8 protein-coding genes are annotated in these 16,278 nt (G+C 62.8%); 4 read left to right on the top strand and 4 right to left on the bottom strand.

Features of this window, described 5'->3' with window-relative positions:
- Positions 1–307: 307 nt before the first annotated feature.
- From E0502_RS14490 to E0502_RS14475, 4 genes are read left to right on the top strand one after another with little or no spacing between them, the layout of a single operon-like run.
- A complete protein-coding gene (locus E0502_RS14490; RefSeq protein ID WP_204517969.1) occupies positions 308–1,261 on the top strand; it encodes a universal stress protein in 954 nt (317 codons plus the stop codon).
- Positions 1,258–9,480, top strand: a complete 8,223-nt coding sequence (locus tag E0502_RS14485) for a GH36-type glycosyl hydrolase domain-containing protein (protein ID WP_137678680.1) — start codon at positions 1,258–1,260, stop codon at positions 9,478–9,480. The genes E0502_RS14490 and E0502_RS14485 overlap by 4 nt, the downstream gene beginning before the upstream one ends.
- Entirely contained in the window at positions 9,477–11,888 is a 2,412-nt protein-coding gene (gene ppsA, locus E0502_RS14480; protein WP_137678679.1) for a phosphoenolpyruvate synthase, read from the top strand. The genes E0502_RS14485 and ppsA overlap by 4 nt, the downstream gene beginning before the upstream one ends.
- Positions 11,888–12,814 carry a 1-phosphofructokinase family hexose kinase gene (locus tag E0502_RS14475; RefSeq protein WP_137678678.1) on the top strand — a complete coding sequence of 309 codons (927 nt, stop codon included), beginning with the start codon at positions 11,888–11,890 and terminating at the stop codon, positions 12,812–12,814. The genes ppsA and E0502_RS14475 overlap by 1 nt, the downstream gene beginning before the upstream one ends.
- A gap of 4 nt (positions 12,815–12,818) precedes the next feature.
- Here E0502_RS14475 and E0502_RS14470 read toward each other — a convergent pair whose 3' ends face one another.
- The 4 genes from E0502_RS14470 to E0502_RS14455 form a co-directional block, all read right to left on the bottom strand.
- Positions 12,819–13,493, bottom strand: coding sequence for a phosphoribosyltransferase (locus E0502_RS14470; RefSeq protein ID WP_137678677.1), 675 nt, complete (start codon positions 13,491–13,493; stop codon positions 12,819–12,821).
- Positions 13,490–14,146, bottom strand: a complete 657-nt coding sequence (locus E0502_RS14465; RefSeq protein ID WP_204517966.1) for a dienelactone hydrolase family protein — start codon at positions 14,144–14,146, stop codon at positions 13,490–13,492. The genes E0502_RS14470 and E0502_RS14465 overlap by 4 nt, the downstream gene beginning before the upstream one ends.
- Positions 14,147–14,158: 12 nt before the next feature.
- Positions 14,159–15,487 (bottom strand): erythromycin esterase family protein, encoded by a 1,329-nt coding sequence (locus E0502_RS14460; protein WP_137678676.1) that lies wholly within the window; start codon positions 15,485–15,487, stop codon positions 14,159–14,161.
- Between the two features lie 130 nt (positions 15,488–15,617).
- A complete protein-coding gene (locus tag E0502_RS14455) occupies positions 15,618–16,205 on the bottom strand; it encodes a Crp/Fnr family transcriptional regulator (protein WP_161593791.1) in 588 nt (195 codons plus the stop codon).
- Between the last annotated feature and the right edge of the window lie 73 nt (positions 16,206–16,278).

Genomic DNA, 16,278 nt, shown 5'->3' with positions numbered 1-16,278 from the left:
TCTGTCCTGCGCGGGGCAGGGGTGGCGCGCTGCCCGGAAATCCAGTCGAATGCATGATGACCCAGCCTCGCAGAGGCAGGCGGCCGGTTTCCATCCGTAAGTGTCCTGACTGACCCACTTACGGAGGGTTCCGTATAGGCTGCCTCCCGGCCCGATCCCATCCTTGATGAAATGGCGGGAGAATCACTTCCGCCTCCAATTTTTCGAGGAGTTCGTTGTGATCGCGAGTCAGTCCAGAGATTATGTAGAGACCGGGCCGCGAGCCGCCCCCGCTTCTTTTCACACGCGGGCATCGTCGCGAGCAAACTTGCGGGCGGAAAACAGTGTACCGCGTCTTATCGCCTGCATCGATGACGGCGAAATGGCGCGCTCGATATCGTCGCATGCCTTGGCAATCGCCTGCAGTCTTGGCCTTGAGGTCACCTTTGCGCGGGTGATCGACGCACCTGGCCAGTTCGCATCTCCGGCCGACCCGATCGAATGGCAGCTGCGCCGGCGGGCGCAACAAGACAGCCTGCGGCACTTCGCAGGTCGCAAGGAGACGCAAGTCGTTGCCAACAGCGTCCTGCTGGCCGGCGCGCCGGCCCAGGAACTTTCCGATTGGGCGCTGGAGCATGGCGGGACCATGCTGGCGACAGGCCGGCGTCGCAGTGAGGATGGAAAAGGGCTGGGTTCCACCGCAATGTCGCTTCTGGAACGCGGCGAACACTCACTGTTGCTGATCCCGCCCGGATCTGAGCGCGACGCCGGTTATCGCAGGATATTGGTTCCGGTCGACGGATCGGATCGCGGCGACGCGGTTCTGCCCGTCGCTCGCCGGATCGCGCGAACGCACGGGGCGGACCTGATTTTTGTCCATGTCGTGCCGCAATTGGAACTTAACGGAAAGGGGCAGGGCGGGCAGATCCATCATCTCAGCAGCGAACTGCACAAGCACAGGGAGCGGTGCGGCATCGAGCACCTGGAAACGCTGCGCCGCCGAAGTCAGGAGGATGGGGTCGGGGTGCGTACGATCATTCGTGGACCCGGTGATCCGCGTTCGATTTTGCGGGACGTCGCGGTCAGCGAGCAAATCGATCTTATCGTCATGGCTTCGCACGGCGTCACCGGCCTGAGCGATGTCGCCTGCGGCAGTGTTGCCGAGTACCTCGCAGGTCATTCCCCGACCCCGCTACTGATCGTCAGGCCGAATCTGCGCTGCAGCTTCGGTCCGGAAGTAGCTGACTGCCGAAATCAGTCCGCGTTCCGCTTCGACGGGTGACGGCGTCACTCGATCTGGAAACGCCGCTGAAGCAAGCGGCACACGATCTGGCTGCGCAACACAGGCTCGCTGGATCCTCGCCGGAACCTATTGCGCTGTTGCGGGAAGTGCCCCGGACCAAGCTTTGGCTGAAGGCGGTGCGGCAGGCTTCGGTCGATCCCCCGCCGGGTGCCGAAAAGGCGGCCGAGTGGCTGCTCGACAACGATTATCAGGTCTTTCGCGCTCTGCAGCGTATCGACGAAGACCTGCCCATGAATTTCTATCGGCAACTGCCCGCGCTGCATTCTGACCAGCGCAGGGTTCCGCGAATTCATGCCGTGGCGATCGCGTATCTGCGGGTCAGCCATATGCAGGTCTCGACCGCCAGTCTGGCTACCTTCGTCGAGGCCTATCAGGACCATTTTCCGCTGAACATCGCAGAGATATGGGCGCTGCCCACTATGCTCCGTGTGGCCTGCATCGAGCAGCTCATGACTTCCCTTGTTTCGCTCTTGCCAAACTTGCCTGATCTGCCTTTTCAACCGAACGACGCATGTCAGGAAACGCTGTCGCTCGACGCGACCGAACGGACTGCGCGGTCAATCTCGAATCTCGCCAGCGTCGCCGCAATCCCGTGGGATGACTTCTTTGATCGGGTCAGCCTCGTGGAAGCCATATTGGCCCGCGATCCGACACAGCACTATGCTCACATGGATTTCGAAACCCGCGACCGTTACCGCGATGCCGTCGAGCAATTGGCGCAGGCCAGCAGTCGCGACGAAATCGAGATCGCCGAAATGGTCGTCCAACGGGCGCGTCTGAGCCATGATGATCGAGCGGAGAGCCATGTCGGGTACTGGCTGATTGATCGGGGCCGCGCCGAACTGGAACGCGAACTTGGAGCCGCGCTTCACATGGAGCAGCGCCTTCGCCGTATGGTCGGGAGGCATCCCGGAAAATTCTACGCGATAGCAATTCTCTCGAGTGGTCTCGCGACTATGATCTTGCCCGCGCTTTATCTCGCGTTGGTCGGCGCGTCCCTTGCCGGTTGGATCGGCGCCATGCTGGTGAGCACGGTACCGGCCTCTGTGCTCGCAATCACCGCGGTCCACTGGACGATCACGCGCGTCGTCCCCCCGACCGTGCTACCGAAGATCGATTGCCGGGAAGGACTGCCGCGGGACGCAGCATGTATCGTCGCAGTTCCGGTGCTGGTCTGCGCAGCCGAGGAAGCCGCCGACCTTGGCCGACAGCTCGAAACACATTGGCTCGCAAATTCCGACCCAGGGTTGCAAGTGGCCCTGCTGGCCGATCCGGCAGACGCATCAAGCGAAAGCACACCGCAGGATGAGGCAATCGAGGAGGAGCTTGCCAGGGTTATCGGTGACCTCAATCGTCTCCATGGCGACGGGCCTTCGAAAGGGCCGTTCCACCTGTTTTTGCGTTCGCGCCGGTTCAATCGGTCGCAAGGCTGCTGGATTGCCTGGGAACGCAAGCGCGGAAAGCTCGAGCAATTCAACCGGCTGCTGGTCGAAGGAGACTGGGGCGGGTTCACGCGACACATCGGAAACCGGGAGGCGCTGGAAGACATCCGCTACGTTGTGACAGTGGATGCCGATACCATGCTGCCACCGGGCGCTGTCGCACGGCTTGTCGGAACGCTTTCCCACCCGCTCAATCGTGCGCGTTTTGATCCCGGAACCGGCAAGGTCGAGCGTGGATATGCGCTGATCCAGCCACGAGTGGAGATTTCACCGCAGGCGGGCAATCGCAGCCTTTTTACAAGACTGTTCACCGGCGACACGGCCATCGACATTTACAGCCGCGCCGTCTCGGACGTCTATCAGGACCTGTTCGGCGAAGGCATCTTCGTGGGCAAGGGGATCTACGACGTATATGCCTTTCATGCGGCGGTGGACGGTCGTGTGCCGGAAAACCGCATCTTGAGCCACGACCTGTTCGAAGGGGCGCACGGCCGCGCCGCCCTGGCGACAGACATTGTGCTCTATGAAGGCTTTCCGACCAGCTATCCCGAATACGCCCGCCGGCTGCACCGCTGGATCCGCGGCGACTGGCAACTTCTTGCGTGGCTCTGGCCGCGTGTCCCCGGGCCGGATGGAACGCGGCTGATCAGCCGGATCAGCGGGATTGACCGGTGGAAGATGCTGGACAATCTACGCCGTAGTCTGGTCGCCCCCGGGCTCGTGCTGATGGCTATTGCCGGATGGTTCGTGCTTCCGGGGAACCCGCTGTTCTGGACCGCTCTCGTCATCCTTGCACCCGGTTGGCAACTGATGACCGATATTGTGAGCGGGATGGCACGCGGACGGCGGCTGGGGGCCACCTTCGGCTTGCGTGCGCAGCTGGCGGACCAGACGGGGCGCTGGCTGCAACTGATCGTCTATCTCATGAACGAGGCGGTGCTTTCGCTGCACGCGATCGTGATTACCTTGTGGCGCACATTCGTCAGCGGCCGCAACATGCTTGAATGGACGGCAGCTGCGCACGTCGCCTCGCGCATGGCGCAACAAAGCGCGCGCATACTCGTGTGGCGCGAAATGTGGTTGGGATCGGTATTGGCGGCTGTCATCGGCGTGATGCTGGCCGTGCTGCGGCCAAGCGCCTTGCCGGTTGCACTTCCGTTGCTCGCGGTCTGGCTGGCGGCACCTGAAATTGCCCTGATCAGCGGTCGGCCGCGCCAGTCGCAGGCAAGGCCGCTGGACGAGGGCGACAGCAATTTCCTCCGGTTGCTCGCGCGCAGGACCTGGTATTTCTTCGAGCGGTTTGCCGGCCCCGAAGACAACTGGCTGCCGCCGGACAATTATCAAGGTCCGCCCCACGAAGAGATCGGTCATCGAACATCCCCGACCAACATCGGAATGCTTCTGGTCTCCACCGCCGCGGCATGGGATCTGGGTTTCCTGGGCCGGGCCGAGCTTTTGGCGCGCGGCAGCAACGTGCTTGACGCGCTGGACCAGCTGGAGCGGTATCGCGGGCATTTTTACAACTGGTATGACACGCGCCACTTGCGCCCGCTCGAGCCCCGCTATGTCTCGACTGTCGATAGCGGGAATCTGGCTGTCAGCCTGATCGCCTATGCTGAAACACTCCGCCAGGCCGCTTCGGGTGTCGGGATAGAGGCGCAGCGCTGGCAGGGTCTGGACGATGTTTTCGAATTGCTCGACCAGGCCGCCACAGACATTCCCGAAACGGCCGATCTTCGCGCTCTGGTAAGTGCAATCCGCTCGCGCGCGAAAGTCGTCGCTGCGACGGGTGAAGAAGCCGAGCATGCAGCCTGCATCCATCGCATGAGAGACCGCGAACTTCTGGAGCTCGCCGAATGCGCCGAGGCGATCGTCGATGCCGTCGGGGAGGAAGCGACCGAGCGGATGGGTGATATGCTCGTCTGGCTGGATCGGCTGCGTCACCATGTCGATGAGATGCATCGTGATCTCGAGCCGCAAGCTGCCCAAGCCGGTGCGCTTCACGCGCTGGCAGAAAAAGCGGTCGCACTGGCATGGTCGATGGACTTCAGCTGGCTTTATGATCGCGACCGACGGCTGTTCTACATCGGCCACAATGTCACCGCCAGCCGGTTGGATACGCACCACTACGATTTGCTCGCCTCGGAGGCCCGTCTGGCAAGCTACTTCGCGATCGCAAAGCGTGACGTGCCAATCGACCACTGGTTCCACCTCCAGCGCCCCGTGACGCGCGCACAGGGCGGTCTCTCGCTCGTGTCGTGGAATGGGTCGATGTTCGAATATCTCATGCCGCGCCTCCTGCTGCGGGGCGAACCGGAGACATTGCTCGGAGAGAGTGAGCGCGTGTCGGTGGCAATCCAGCAGCGACATGCCCGTTCGCTCGATATCCCTTGGGGCGTATCGGAATCCGCCTATGCCGAGCGCGATCCGGAGCACCGCTATCGCTATCAGGCATTTGGGACGCCGGGTCTCGGCCTCAAACGTGGGCTCGCGCGCGATCAAGTGGTATCGCCCTACGCCTCAGCTCTGGCCTTAGCCGTCGCTCCCGCAGAAGCCACGGCGAACCTGAGGAAGCTTTCCGATCTGGGCGCGCAAGGCCGCTATGGAATGTGGGAAGCGCTGGACTTCACGCCCGAACGCGCGCCTGCGTCCCAGCGCTTCATGCCCGTGGTCGCCTATATGGCGCATCATCAAGGTATGATCCTGTGCGCGATTACCAATGCGCTCATGGCCGACCGGATGGTCCACCGATTCCTGCGCAATCCGCAGATGAAACTTGTTTCATTGCTGCTCAGCGAGCGCGTCCCCAACGAGATTCCGCCCGAGATCGAACGACTCGAGACCATCACAGAAGGCGCTGCCGTGGTCGACGCCGCTTCGATCGGACCGTGGACGCCGGAGGCCACGCCTTTCCCTCAGATGCACGTGCTCGGCAACGGCCGCCTGTCCAGCTGGATTGGCGAAAGCGGCGCAGGCGTTCTTCGCTGGCAGGGACAGGGCCTGACACGCTTTGCCCCCGACGCGACGCGCGAGGCGGATGGTATATGGCTCTATCTGGTCGATCTCGACAGCGCGAATTTGTGGTCTGCGACGCGCCAGCCAACCGGCGCCATTCCCGACGAGTATCGGGTCCAGTTTCAGCCCCATTGCGCCGAGTTCCATCGCCGGGACGACGGCATCGATTTGCGGCAGGAAGTGTGTGTCGGGAGCGGCGAGGATATCGAGATTCGCCGGGTCACGCTGATCAACGAAACCGCACGTGTGCGCCGGTTGCGCCTGACCAGCTATGCCGAAGTGGTGCTCGCTAGACCGGTGGAGGATGAGCGGCACCCGGCCTTCAGCAAGCTTTTCGTGGCCGGGCACCATGTGCCGCGGATGGGCGGGTTGTTGTTCACGCGCACACCGAGAAGCGCAAGCGAGACTCCTGCCGCAATGGTCCAGTTCGCGATCGACGAAAACGGACCGATCGAAGGTCTTTGTTACGAGACGGACCGCCGTGGCTTTATCGGGCGCGGCCGCACGCTCGAGGCTCCGCTTGGCGCATCGCGGAATCTGTCAGGAACCAGCGGCTTCACTCTCGATCCGGTCTCGGCGCTTCAGTGGGAGGTCGTGTTGCGCCCCGGCGAGATGAAGGTCATGTGCCTCGTGACCGCTGTAGCCGCCAGTGCCTCAAGTGCGCTGGAAGTGGCAGAGCGCCATGCGACGCTCGCGGCTATGGAATGGATCTTCGGGGACGCGGCACTGGAGGCAAGCCGCACCGTTGCCCGCTGCAAGCTTGCCGGGTCCGATCTTCCGCTGGTGCAAACACTGGGATCACTGATGATCCTGCCGCATGGCACTCTGCGGGCCGAGCCTGCACGGATCAGGGAGAACCGGCTCGGACAATCAAGCCTGTGGGGCCTTGCCCTTTCTGGCGACCTCCCGATCCTTCTCTTGCGCGTCAATCGCGGAAACGAGGCATTGCTGCCGCTTCTGGCAAGCGCGCACGAACTCTGGCGGCGCACAGGTTTGCCGGTCGACCTCGTGATCTTGCAGAACACCGGCTCCGCTTATGTCGAACCGCTGCGCGGCGAACTGATCGAGCTTCTGAGAGATATGGGCGCGACCGACATGCTGGGGCGAAACGGGGGCATTCACTTGCTGTTTGCGGACCAGAGCGGTGCGGACCAGGTGCGCATGCTGGAGGCGGTCGCCTGGGCCATACTGGATGATACTGCCGGTTCGCTTGGGCAACAAATCGCTGCCACCCGGCACCCCGGGCTCATGCCGCCGCCAATCCTGCCGACTCTGCCGCAGAATGGCTCTGCGCCCGCGGATCCGTCAGAGGATGCCGGCCAGGCGGCGGCCAAGGTCCTGGGAAGTTTTTCGCCAGATGGCCGCGAATATGTCATCCGGCTGGGGCCGGGCCAGACCACGCCCGCGCCTTGGTCCAACGTACTGGCCAACGATGATTTCGGCACGCTTGTGACCGAGACTGGCGGCGGCTTCACCTGGTCGATCAACAGCGGCGAGAACCGCCTTACCCCATGGACCAACGACCCGGTCTGCGATCCGCCTTCGGAGGCGCTCTATTTGCGCGATGAAGAAACCGTGGCGATCTGGACGGTCACACCGGGACCATCCGGACAGCACGGTGCCTGCGAGGTCACGCATGGCCTGGGTTATTCCGACTGGCGCAGGAACTCGCATGGCCTGGAACAGTCGCAACGGGTGTTCGCCGCGCCCGACGCGCCGGTTAAACTGATCCGCTTGCGGCTTCACAACAGGACCGACCGCAACCGCAGGCTTACTGCCACCTATTACGCGGAATGGCTGCTGGGTTCGCTGCCATCGGTGTCCCGGCGGCATGTCCGCTGCCGGTTCGACGAGAGCGCTCAGGTATTGCTCGCGTCGAACCCGTGGAACGCCGATTTCGCCGAGCGCAGTGCTTTCCTGTCTGCCACGGTCGGAGCACACAGCTTTACGACGGATCGGGAAGAGTTCCTTGGGCGCGAGGGCCGTTATGCCGAGCCTGAAGGTCTGCGACGCTGGGGTCTTGCCGGCACGCAAGTCGCCGGACCGGATGCGTGCGGCGCCTACCAGGTCCATCTCGATCTGGCACCGGGTGAAAGCCAGGAAGTGACCTTTCTGCTCGGGCAAGGCGAAAGCGAAGCACAGGCCGTTGCTCTGGCCAAGAAGTGGAAAGATCCTGCCACTATCGCGAGTGCGGAAAGCGCCTTAGCCGGCAAATGGGAAGAGCGACTGGGCGCGGTCCAGGTCGAGACTCCCGACCCTGTCTTCGACACGATGATCAATCACTGGCTCATCTACCAGTCGCTTTCCTCCCGGATTATGGCCCGGGTTGGCTTCTACCAGGCGAGCGGCGCGATCGGTTTCCGCGACCAGTTGCAGGATGTGCTCGCGTTGTTGCCCAGCGATCCCGCACGAACCCGAGCGCATATACTCACTTGTGCCGCCCACCAGTTCGAGGAAGGCGATGTGCTGCATTGGTGGCACCCTCCTGCCGATCGCGGCGTGCGCACGCGCTTTTCCGACGATCTGTTATGGTTGCCATATGCGGCGGGGACTTATGTCCGCGCGACCGGTGACGCGGCTATCCTGGAGGAAAGCGTGCCGTTCCTCTCCGCGCCGCCTCTCGGCCAGCAGGAAAACGACCGTTACGCTCAATTCCCGGTTTCCGGGACGAGCGCGTCCCTGATCGAACATTGCGAGCGAGCCCTCGAACGGGTGTCTCTCGGCGCTCATGGGCTCCCGCTGATGGGTACTGGTGACTGGAACGACGGCATGGACCGTGTCGGAGATCATGGCCGCGGCGAGAGCGTCTGGCTGGCCTGGTTCGCTTCGGTGGCTGCGAGCATGCTATCCGATCTCGAAGCACGATTGGACCGCGTGCATCAATCAGAGCACTGGTCCCGATTGGCCGGTGAATGGCGGCGTAACGCCGAGGATGCAGGCTGGGACGGCAGTTGGTATCGCCGGGCGTACGACGACGAGGGGCATCCGCTTGGTTCGGCTCGCAACGAAGAATGCCGGATCGATTCCATTTCGCAGAGCTGGGCGGTGTTCGCCGGCGCTGACCGGCAGCGCACCGCCCGGGCAATCGAATCCGCGCGTGGGGAACTAATCGACCGGGAGGCAGGGCTCGCCCGACTGTTGTGGCCGCCGTTCGACCGAAGCGCCATCGATCCCGGTTACATCGCCGCCTATCCGCCGGGTCTGCGCGAGAATGGCGGGCAATACTCCCATGCGGCTGCCTGGCTCGGCCTTGCGCTTGCGCAAAGCGGAGAGCCCGAAGAAGCGCTCGAAATATTCCACATGATTTGCCCGGGCCGGCGAACTGCCAGCAGCGAAGGCACCGAGCATTACAGGATCGAACCCTATGTGATTGCAGGCGATATTGCTTCGGCCCATCCGCATCGCGGGAAGGGCGGGTGGAGCTGGTACACCGGCGCGGCCGCATGGACATGGCGTCTTGGCGTTGAAGGCCTGCTCGGTCTTACTCTCGAGGATGGCAAGTTGCGCGTTGCGCCATCGCTGCCTGCGGATTGGCCAGGATATCGCGCAGTCATGCGGCGGGGCGACGCAAAAATTGTCGTTGAAGTTTCGCGTCACCGCGAGGGACGCGAGCTCACAATCGTGGTCGATGGCGAAGACTTTGCCGGGGATGCAATCGCCTTCCCTGCGGAGGGCATGACGCGGCACGTCCTGGTTCGCTGCGGAGCGGCGCAACGCGAGCCGGTTGGAGAACCAACATGACAAACGCTCTCGTCCTGAAATTCGAAGACGTAACCAGAGAGGATGTGGGCCTGGTCGGGGGCAAGAATGCCTCGCTCGGCGAATTGATCGGCGCGCTCGTCCCGAAGGGCATTGCGGTTTCACCCGGCTTTGCCACCACCGCGCACGCGTTCGGGTTGTTTCTCGAACACAATGGTCTGCGGGCGGTGATCTCTCAACACTTCGCCCGGTTCGAAGCGGGCGAAGTCGATCTCGCGAAGACCGGCGCAGCGATCAGGGCCGTCATCTCCGGCGGTGAATGGCCGGAGGAACTGCGCGAGGCGATCTGCGACGGCTACATCCAGATGGCCCAGGAAGAGGGCGAAGCCGAGCCCGCGGTGGCGGTCCGGTCAAGCGCCACGGCCGAGGACCTGCCAGAAGCGAGCTTTGCAGGACAGCAGGAGACATATCTCAACATATCCGGGGAGGAAGCCCTGCTCGATGCGTGTCGGCGCTGTTTCGCATCGCTCTATACAGATCGGGCAATCACTTACCGCGCTGCGCATGGTTTTGCCGAGGGCACGGTCGCGCTCTCGGTCGGAGTGCAACGAATGGTCCGCGCCGATCAGGCTTGCTCCGGGGTGATGTTCACGATCGATACCGAGACCGGCTTTCCTGACGTGGTGATGATCGACGGAGCTTGGGGGCTGGGCGAGAATGTGGTCCAGGGCGCGGTCGATCCTGATGCGTGGCAGGTGTTTAAACCGCTACTCGGCAAACGGGAATTCAGCCCGATCATTGCGCGTCGGTGCGGTGCCAAGGCAGTCAAAATGGTTTATTCTCAGGCCGGCGGCGCTTCGACGATCAATGTCGAGACCAGTCCGGAGGAACGCGATGCGTTCGTCTTGTCCGATCCGGAGGTGCTTCGGCTGGCTCGATGGGCGGTTCTGATCGAAGACCACTACGGCCGTCCGATGGACATCGAATGGGGCAAGGACGGCGCCGACGGAGAGCTTTTCATTCTCCAGGCGCGGCCCGAAACCGTCCACTCGCGCATCGCGCCCGGCACCCTCAGGACTTACGCGCTCTCCCGTACCGGCGAGGAGCTGGTCACCGGGCTCGCGATCGGCGGTTCCGCAGCCCATGGTCCGGTGTGTCTCATCAAGACTGCGCAAGACATTGCCGATTTTGTCGACGGTTCGGTCCTCGTCACTTCGACCACCGATCCCGACTGGGTACCGGTCATGAAGCGAGCTGCTGCCATCGTGACCGATCATGGCGGCCGCACCTCGCACGCCGCCATCGTCAGCCGCGAATTCGGTTTGCCTGCCGTTGTCGGGACCGGCAACGCAACCAAAGTCCTGCATTCGGGCGAGGCGGTTACGGTCAGTTGTATCGGCGGCGAAAAGGGCATCGTCTATGCGGGATCGGCCGATGTGACGAGCGAGGAGATCGACCTAGCCTCCGTGCCAGACACTGAAACGAGGATCATGCTGAACCTGGCCGATCCCGGAGCCGCGGCGCGCTGGTGGCAATTGCCCAGCGACGGGGTTGGGCTGACCCGAATGGAATTCGTCATCGCCAACACGATCAAGATTCATCCGATGGCGCTGGTGCAGTTCGACGACCTTCGAGACGTTGACGCAAAAGCGCAGATCAAGCGAATGACCGCGCAATATCCCGACCGGCGTGACTTCTTCGTCGATCAGCTGGCGCAAAGCCTTGCCCGGATAGCCGCAATGCAGTTTCCGCGAACGGTGATCGTGCGGATGAGCGATTTCAAGACCAATGAATATGCCGGCCTCATCGGCGGGAAGGAATTCGAGCAGCGGGAAGAAAACCCCATGCTCGGCTTTCGCGGCGCTGCCCGCTACACTTCGCCGCAATACCGCGCCGGTTTTGCTCTGGAATGCCGCGCGATCAGGGACTTGCGACAGGATTTGGGTTTCACCAACGTCGCCATCATGATCCCGTTTTGCCGGACGTTGGCCGAGGCCGACGCAGTGCTGGCGGTTCTGCGCGATGAAGGGCTGACACGGGGGGAGAACGGCCTCGAGGTTTACGTGATGTGCGAAATCCCTTCCAACGTGGTGCTGGCGGGGGAGTTCGCTCAGCGCTTCGACGGGTTCTCCATCGGCAGCAACGATTTGACGCAGCTGACGCTCGGCATCGATCGCGATTCCGAGCTGCTCGCCGATCAGTTCGATGCGCGTGATCCCGCTGTCGAATGGATGATCCGCCATGTAATCGAACAGGCACACCGCCACGGCACCAAGGTTGGTCTGTGCGGGCAGGCACCGAGTGACGATCCGGAGTTCGCGCACTTTTTGGTGGAGTGCGGGATCGACTCGATCTCGGTGACACCCGACAGCTTTTTGGCAGTGAAACAGCATGTCGCGGCGGCAGAGAAGGCGCGGAAGGCGCGCAGTACCCGGAAGGAGGCAGGGTGATGTTCGATATCGGAACGCTGACCATGAACCCCACGCTCGATGTCGCGTGCGAGGTCGAGCAGGTTCTGCCCATGCGCAAGATGCGCGCACGAGGCGAGCATTACGACCCGGGTGGGGGCGGCATCAACGTGGCGCGGGTATTCGTGCGACTGGGCGGAAACGCCCGTTGCTATTACCTCTCCGGCGGCGCGACCGGTGCCGCACTCGACGGTTTGCTGGACCTGCACCAGCTCGTGCGGTCGACCATCAGCATCGGCGGTGAAACGCGTGTGAGTACAGTGGTGCACGAGCGGAGCACCGGCCACGAATACCGCTTTGTTCCCGAAGGCCCGATAGTCGCTGAATCCGAGTGGTCCGAATGCCTTTCACGACTGGGCGACGCGCGTCACGACTATATAGTGGCAAGCGGATCATTGCCGCGCGGCGTCCCGACCGACTTCTATGCCCAGGCAGCGGCCATCGCAGCCGACCGGGGGCAGCGCTTCGTACTGGATACGTCGGGTGATGCGCTGAAGGCCGGGATAGACGGCGGACATGTTTTCCTCGCCAAGCCAAGCCTCGGCGAATTTCGCGCGCTGATCGGTTCCGAACTCGCCGATGAGACATCGATCGCAGCCGCCGCGATGGAGCTTGTGGGGCGCGGACAGGTGACCTTTTTGGCAATCACTATGGCAGAAAAGGGTGCGCTGCTGGCGCATCAGGATGGCACTCTGCGCTTGCCGGCGATCGCCGTAGAAACGAGAAGTGCGGTCGGGGCGGGCGACAGTTTTCTTGCTGCCATGGTTCATGCGCTGGCGAGCGGCAAGCAAGTCGAAGAGGCTTTTCGGTTCGGGCTCGCGGCCGGCGCTGCAGCTGTCCTGACACCAGGCACCGATCTGTGTCGGGCCGAAGACGTCAAGCGACTGTACGAGGGCTCGGGCGATTGACCGCCTACCCCTGTATCTCGCTCGCCATATGGCGACGCGCCGATGCGAGTAGCTGCACGACTTCCGCATCGGTGGTCTGACCAAAGTCGGAGTAATGCGCGCCGACCGCGTGAAAAGGCTCTGGAACGGCGAGACAGACAATCTCGTCGCAGAAGCTCCTCAGACGGTTCAAGGTGTCGCGCGGGGCCACTGGAACGGCGAGCACAACCCGTGCCGGGGCGGCCGCCGAAAAGGCCTGCAGTGCGACCATGACGGTGTTTCCGGTTGCGATGCCGTCATCGACCAGAATTGCGGTTCGCCCCTTCAGGGCAAGCGGAGGTCCCGTTCGATAGGCTTCCCGGCGGCTCTCGATAAGCTCGAGTTCCTGCGCGACCTTGCGCTCGATGTACTCCGGAGTTGCTCCGACCATCCGGGCGGTGGCCTCGTCGATGACAGTCTTCGGAGCTGAACCATCTACGACTGCGCCGATGCCGTACTCCTCGTGTCCCGGTGCACCAATCTTGCGCACCAGAATAACATCGAGCGGGGCGCCCAGAGCCTTGGCAACTTCATAACCGACGGGCACTCCGCCGCGTGGCAGGGCCAGGACAACCGGGTCGGGCAGGCGCATGTCCCGGAGCCGGCGGGCCAGTTCCTGCCCGGCTTCGGTCCGATTGCGAAAAACCACAGATCCTCTCATCGTGTCGCTCCGTTGAAATTGATGTGAAACCAGTCCCCGGCGAGTTCGACGACCCGATCGAGTGTCCCCGGTTCCTCGAACAGGTGACCTGCTTTGGGCACGATCACGATTTCATGGGGGCAGAGCAGCGAAGATGCCGCGTGTTGGTTCAGTTCGATCACCTGCTCGTCGCGCGAACCGACGATTAGCAAAGTCGGTGCGGTGACCGCTGCGAGTGCGGGTTTGCCGGCAAGGTCCGGGCGCCCACCGCGCGAGACGACGGCGGCGATACGGTCGTCTCCCGCAGCCGCGCGCAAAGCGGCACCTGCCCCTGTGCTCGAACCGAAATAGGCGGGCTTCAATTCTCGCGTTTCACCGTAGTGCGACGCCCAGTCGGTCGCCCGGACGAGGCGCGAGGCGAGCATGACTATATCGAAGACATTGCGGCGATCGAGTTCCTCGGCATGCGATAGCAAATCCAGCAGGAGAGTTGCCAGCCGCCTGTCACGCAAGCGCTGCGCGACATAGCCGTTGCGCGGGCTCAATCTGCCGCTGCCGCTGCCATGCGCGAAAATCACCAGGCCAAGTGCGTCGACCGGCACGCCGAGAAGGGCATGGAGCGGCGGATCGCCGGGCAGCACCACGTCGTGAAAATCCTGGACCGAATTGTGCATCTTGCAACTCCTTTAGAGACCGAAGGGCCAGGTTTCGGGCGCGCCATGGGGCCGTTCAGCGCCCAGGGGCGTGACCGCGCGGGTTTCCTCAAACCATATGAAAGCATCGAATTGTTCGCCGAGCACCGACTGGAAATAGTGGCTCAGAAACTCGGTCTCCGGCCGATAGACGACGCCTACGGCGCGCTCCAGCAGCACTTGCGAAAGAGCCTCCTTTAGCGCGGCGTCGCCGGATTGACGCCAGTCGACCAGGCAGCGCATTTCGCCGATGGCACGAAACACCGCCTCCCAACTGTCTGCGCGTGCCGGCCGCAACTCCATCACTCTCATCGCCGCGCCCCAATCGGTTGCAGCGGCAACGTGCCCGCGATCTGTCCCAAAACCGATCAGCACCGCGTCCTCGCGATATGCGGCACGCACCAGTTCTCCGATGTTGAATTCTCCGCGCCAGCCCATCGCCGTTGCCGCGGCATTGCCGACATGGGAATTGTGTGCCCAGACGATGGCGCGGGACTCTTCGTGATGGGCCATCAGTGTCTGGAGCGTTTCGAACATGTGACGATCGCGCAGGTTCCAGCTTTCTGCCGCCCCGCGATAGATCGAACGGTAGTATTGCTCGGCAGCGCGCACGATCCGCGCGTTGCGTTCCGCATCGAAGAATGCCTCGCCGTCCTGCGCTTCCCAGTCGATCCGGCGGGCGAGGAGGTCCTGCAGCTGCTCGACCACCGCGTCCTCGCAACTGGCCGCCTGACGGCCACGTTCGACAGCATGACCATAGAGCTGCGGTTCATCCTGCCAGGGCGTCAGGCAGCCGTAACGACGCCGCGCCTTCTCTGCGGCTTGCGGGTCATGGCCTTCGAGATATTCGATGACCGCATGGATCGATTCGCCCAGGCTGTAGACGTCCAGACCGCGCAGGCTGACGCGCTTGTCTTCTGGCAATCGCTGGTTGTGGCTTCGCAACCAGTCGACAAAGCCGAGCATTTCTTCGTTGCGCCACATCCAGGTGGGAAAGCGAACGAACGGCTCGCCCAGACGCGGCCGCGGGCCACGGTGACGCACATAGTCGTCCAAACGTGCAATATCGGGCCAGTCCCCCTCAACGGCAATGACGTTGAATCCGTGGCGTTCGATCAGCCGCCGCGAAATTGCAGCACGGGCGGTATAGAACTCGTGCGTGCCGTGGGTCGCCTCGCCAAGCAGGACGATTCGCGCATCGCCGAAGCGTTCGAACGGCAGCGCGAAATCCGGATGATCGGGCGCTGCCAGATTCTCGGCTCGCGCACGCAATTCTGCGGTGATGTCCGATCTGGCCGCCAGGGTCGGTTGGTGAATTGTCATGGCACCTCGCTCTGCAGCGCACCATACCCAGAGAATTCCATACAGGTGACGCCGGTGTCTTCACGAAGCGGAGGATGCCGAATTCACCTCGCCCGCTGCTATACGTATTCTTCCGAAAGGACCGCGTTCGTCATTCGAAAATGCCCTCTGCGAGCAGTTCGAGCCGGGCCGGATGCTCGATCGCGAACCGATCCCTTCGCGGCATGGCGATGATTTGCATCTCGCGCAGGCGTTTGAGGCCGCGGCAGATCGTCTCAGGCGAAGCCGCCAGATAGGATGCGATGTCGGTCTGAGGCAGCTCGAGTGCGCGAAGCCCATGGACCGGTGGCAGGTGCCTCGACAGCACGATCAGAAAGGCAGACAGTCGGGCGAGGGCTCCCACACGGCCGAGGATCAGCCCGCGCTCGATAAAGGCTTTTTCTTCCCGCCAGACGGACTTCAGTATCGTGGTGTCATCTTGACAGGTCCGGGCGAGCGATTCCTGCCATCTCCGGGTCGAATGCCTGATATGAACGAGGTCGGTCGCTGCCTCGACCGAATATCTGTGATATTGCGCAAGAGGCAGTCCGATGGAATCTCCGGGAAAGAAAAAGGCAAGGATCTGCCGGTCGCCCTCGTGCGTCATCGAAACTGCGCGAGCCACGCCTTTCCGGATCTCGAAGACATGATCGCAGGGCTCGCCCTCAAGAAAAAGGGTCTCTCCAGCCGATGCAGGCATGCCGATCGTTTGTTGGTCAAACTGGTTGTGCGTCAACATTCGCAGTGGCCCGCGCGGTTCCTGATCCGTGAAT

This window comes from Parerythrobacter lutipelagi (assembly GCF_005434975.1).
Classification (GTDB): Bacteria; Pseudomonadota; Alphaproteobacteria; order Sphingomonadales; family Sphingomonadaceae; genus Parerythrobacter_A; species Parerythrobacter_A lutipelagi.
Note: the sequence above shows the minus strand (reverse complement) of the source record. Positions and strands in the feature narration are given on the sequence as shown.

Coding starts and splice junctions, on each gene's coding strand:
- E0502_RS14460 (WP_137678676.1), bottom strand. CDS start 15,487: ATGACAATTCACCAACCGACCCTGGCGGCCAGATCGGACATCACCGCA.
- E0502_RS14475 (WP_137678678.1), top strand. CDS start 11,888: ATGTTCGATATCGGAACGCTGACCATGAACCCCACGCTCGATGTCGCG.
- E0502_RS14455 (WP_161593791.1), bottom strand. CDS start 16,205: ATGCCTGCATCGGCTGGAGAGACCCTTTTTCTTGAGGGCGAGCCCTGC.
- ppsA (WP_137678679.1), top strand. CDS start 9,477: ATGACAAACGCTCTCGTCCTGAAATTCGAAGACGTAACCAGAGAGGAT.
- E0502_RS14470 (WP_137678677.1), bottom strand. CDS start 13,493: ATGAGAGGATCTGTGGTTTTTCGCAATCGGACCGAAGCCGGGCAGGAA.
- E0502_RS14465 (WP_204517966.1), bottom strand. CDS start 14,146: ATGCACAATTCGGTCCAGGATTTTCACGACGTGGTGCTGCCCGGCGAT.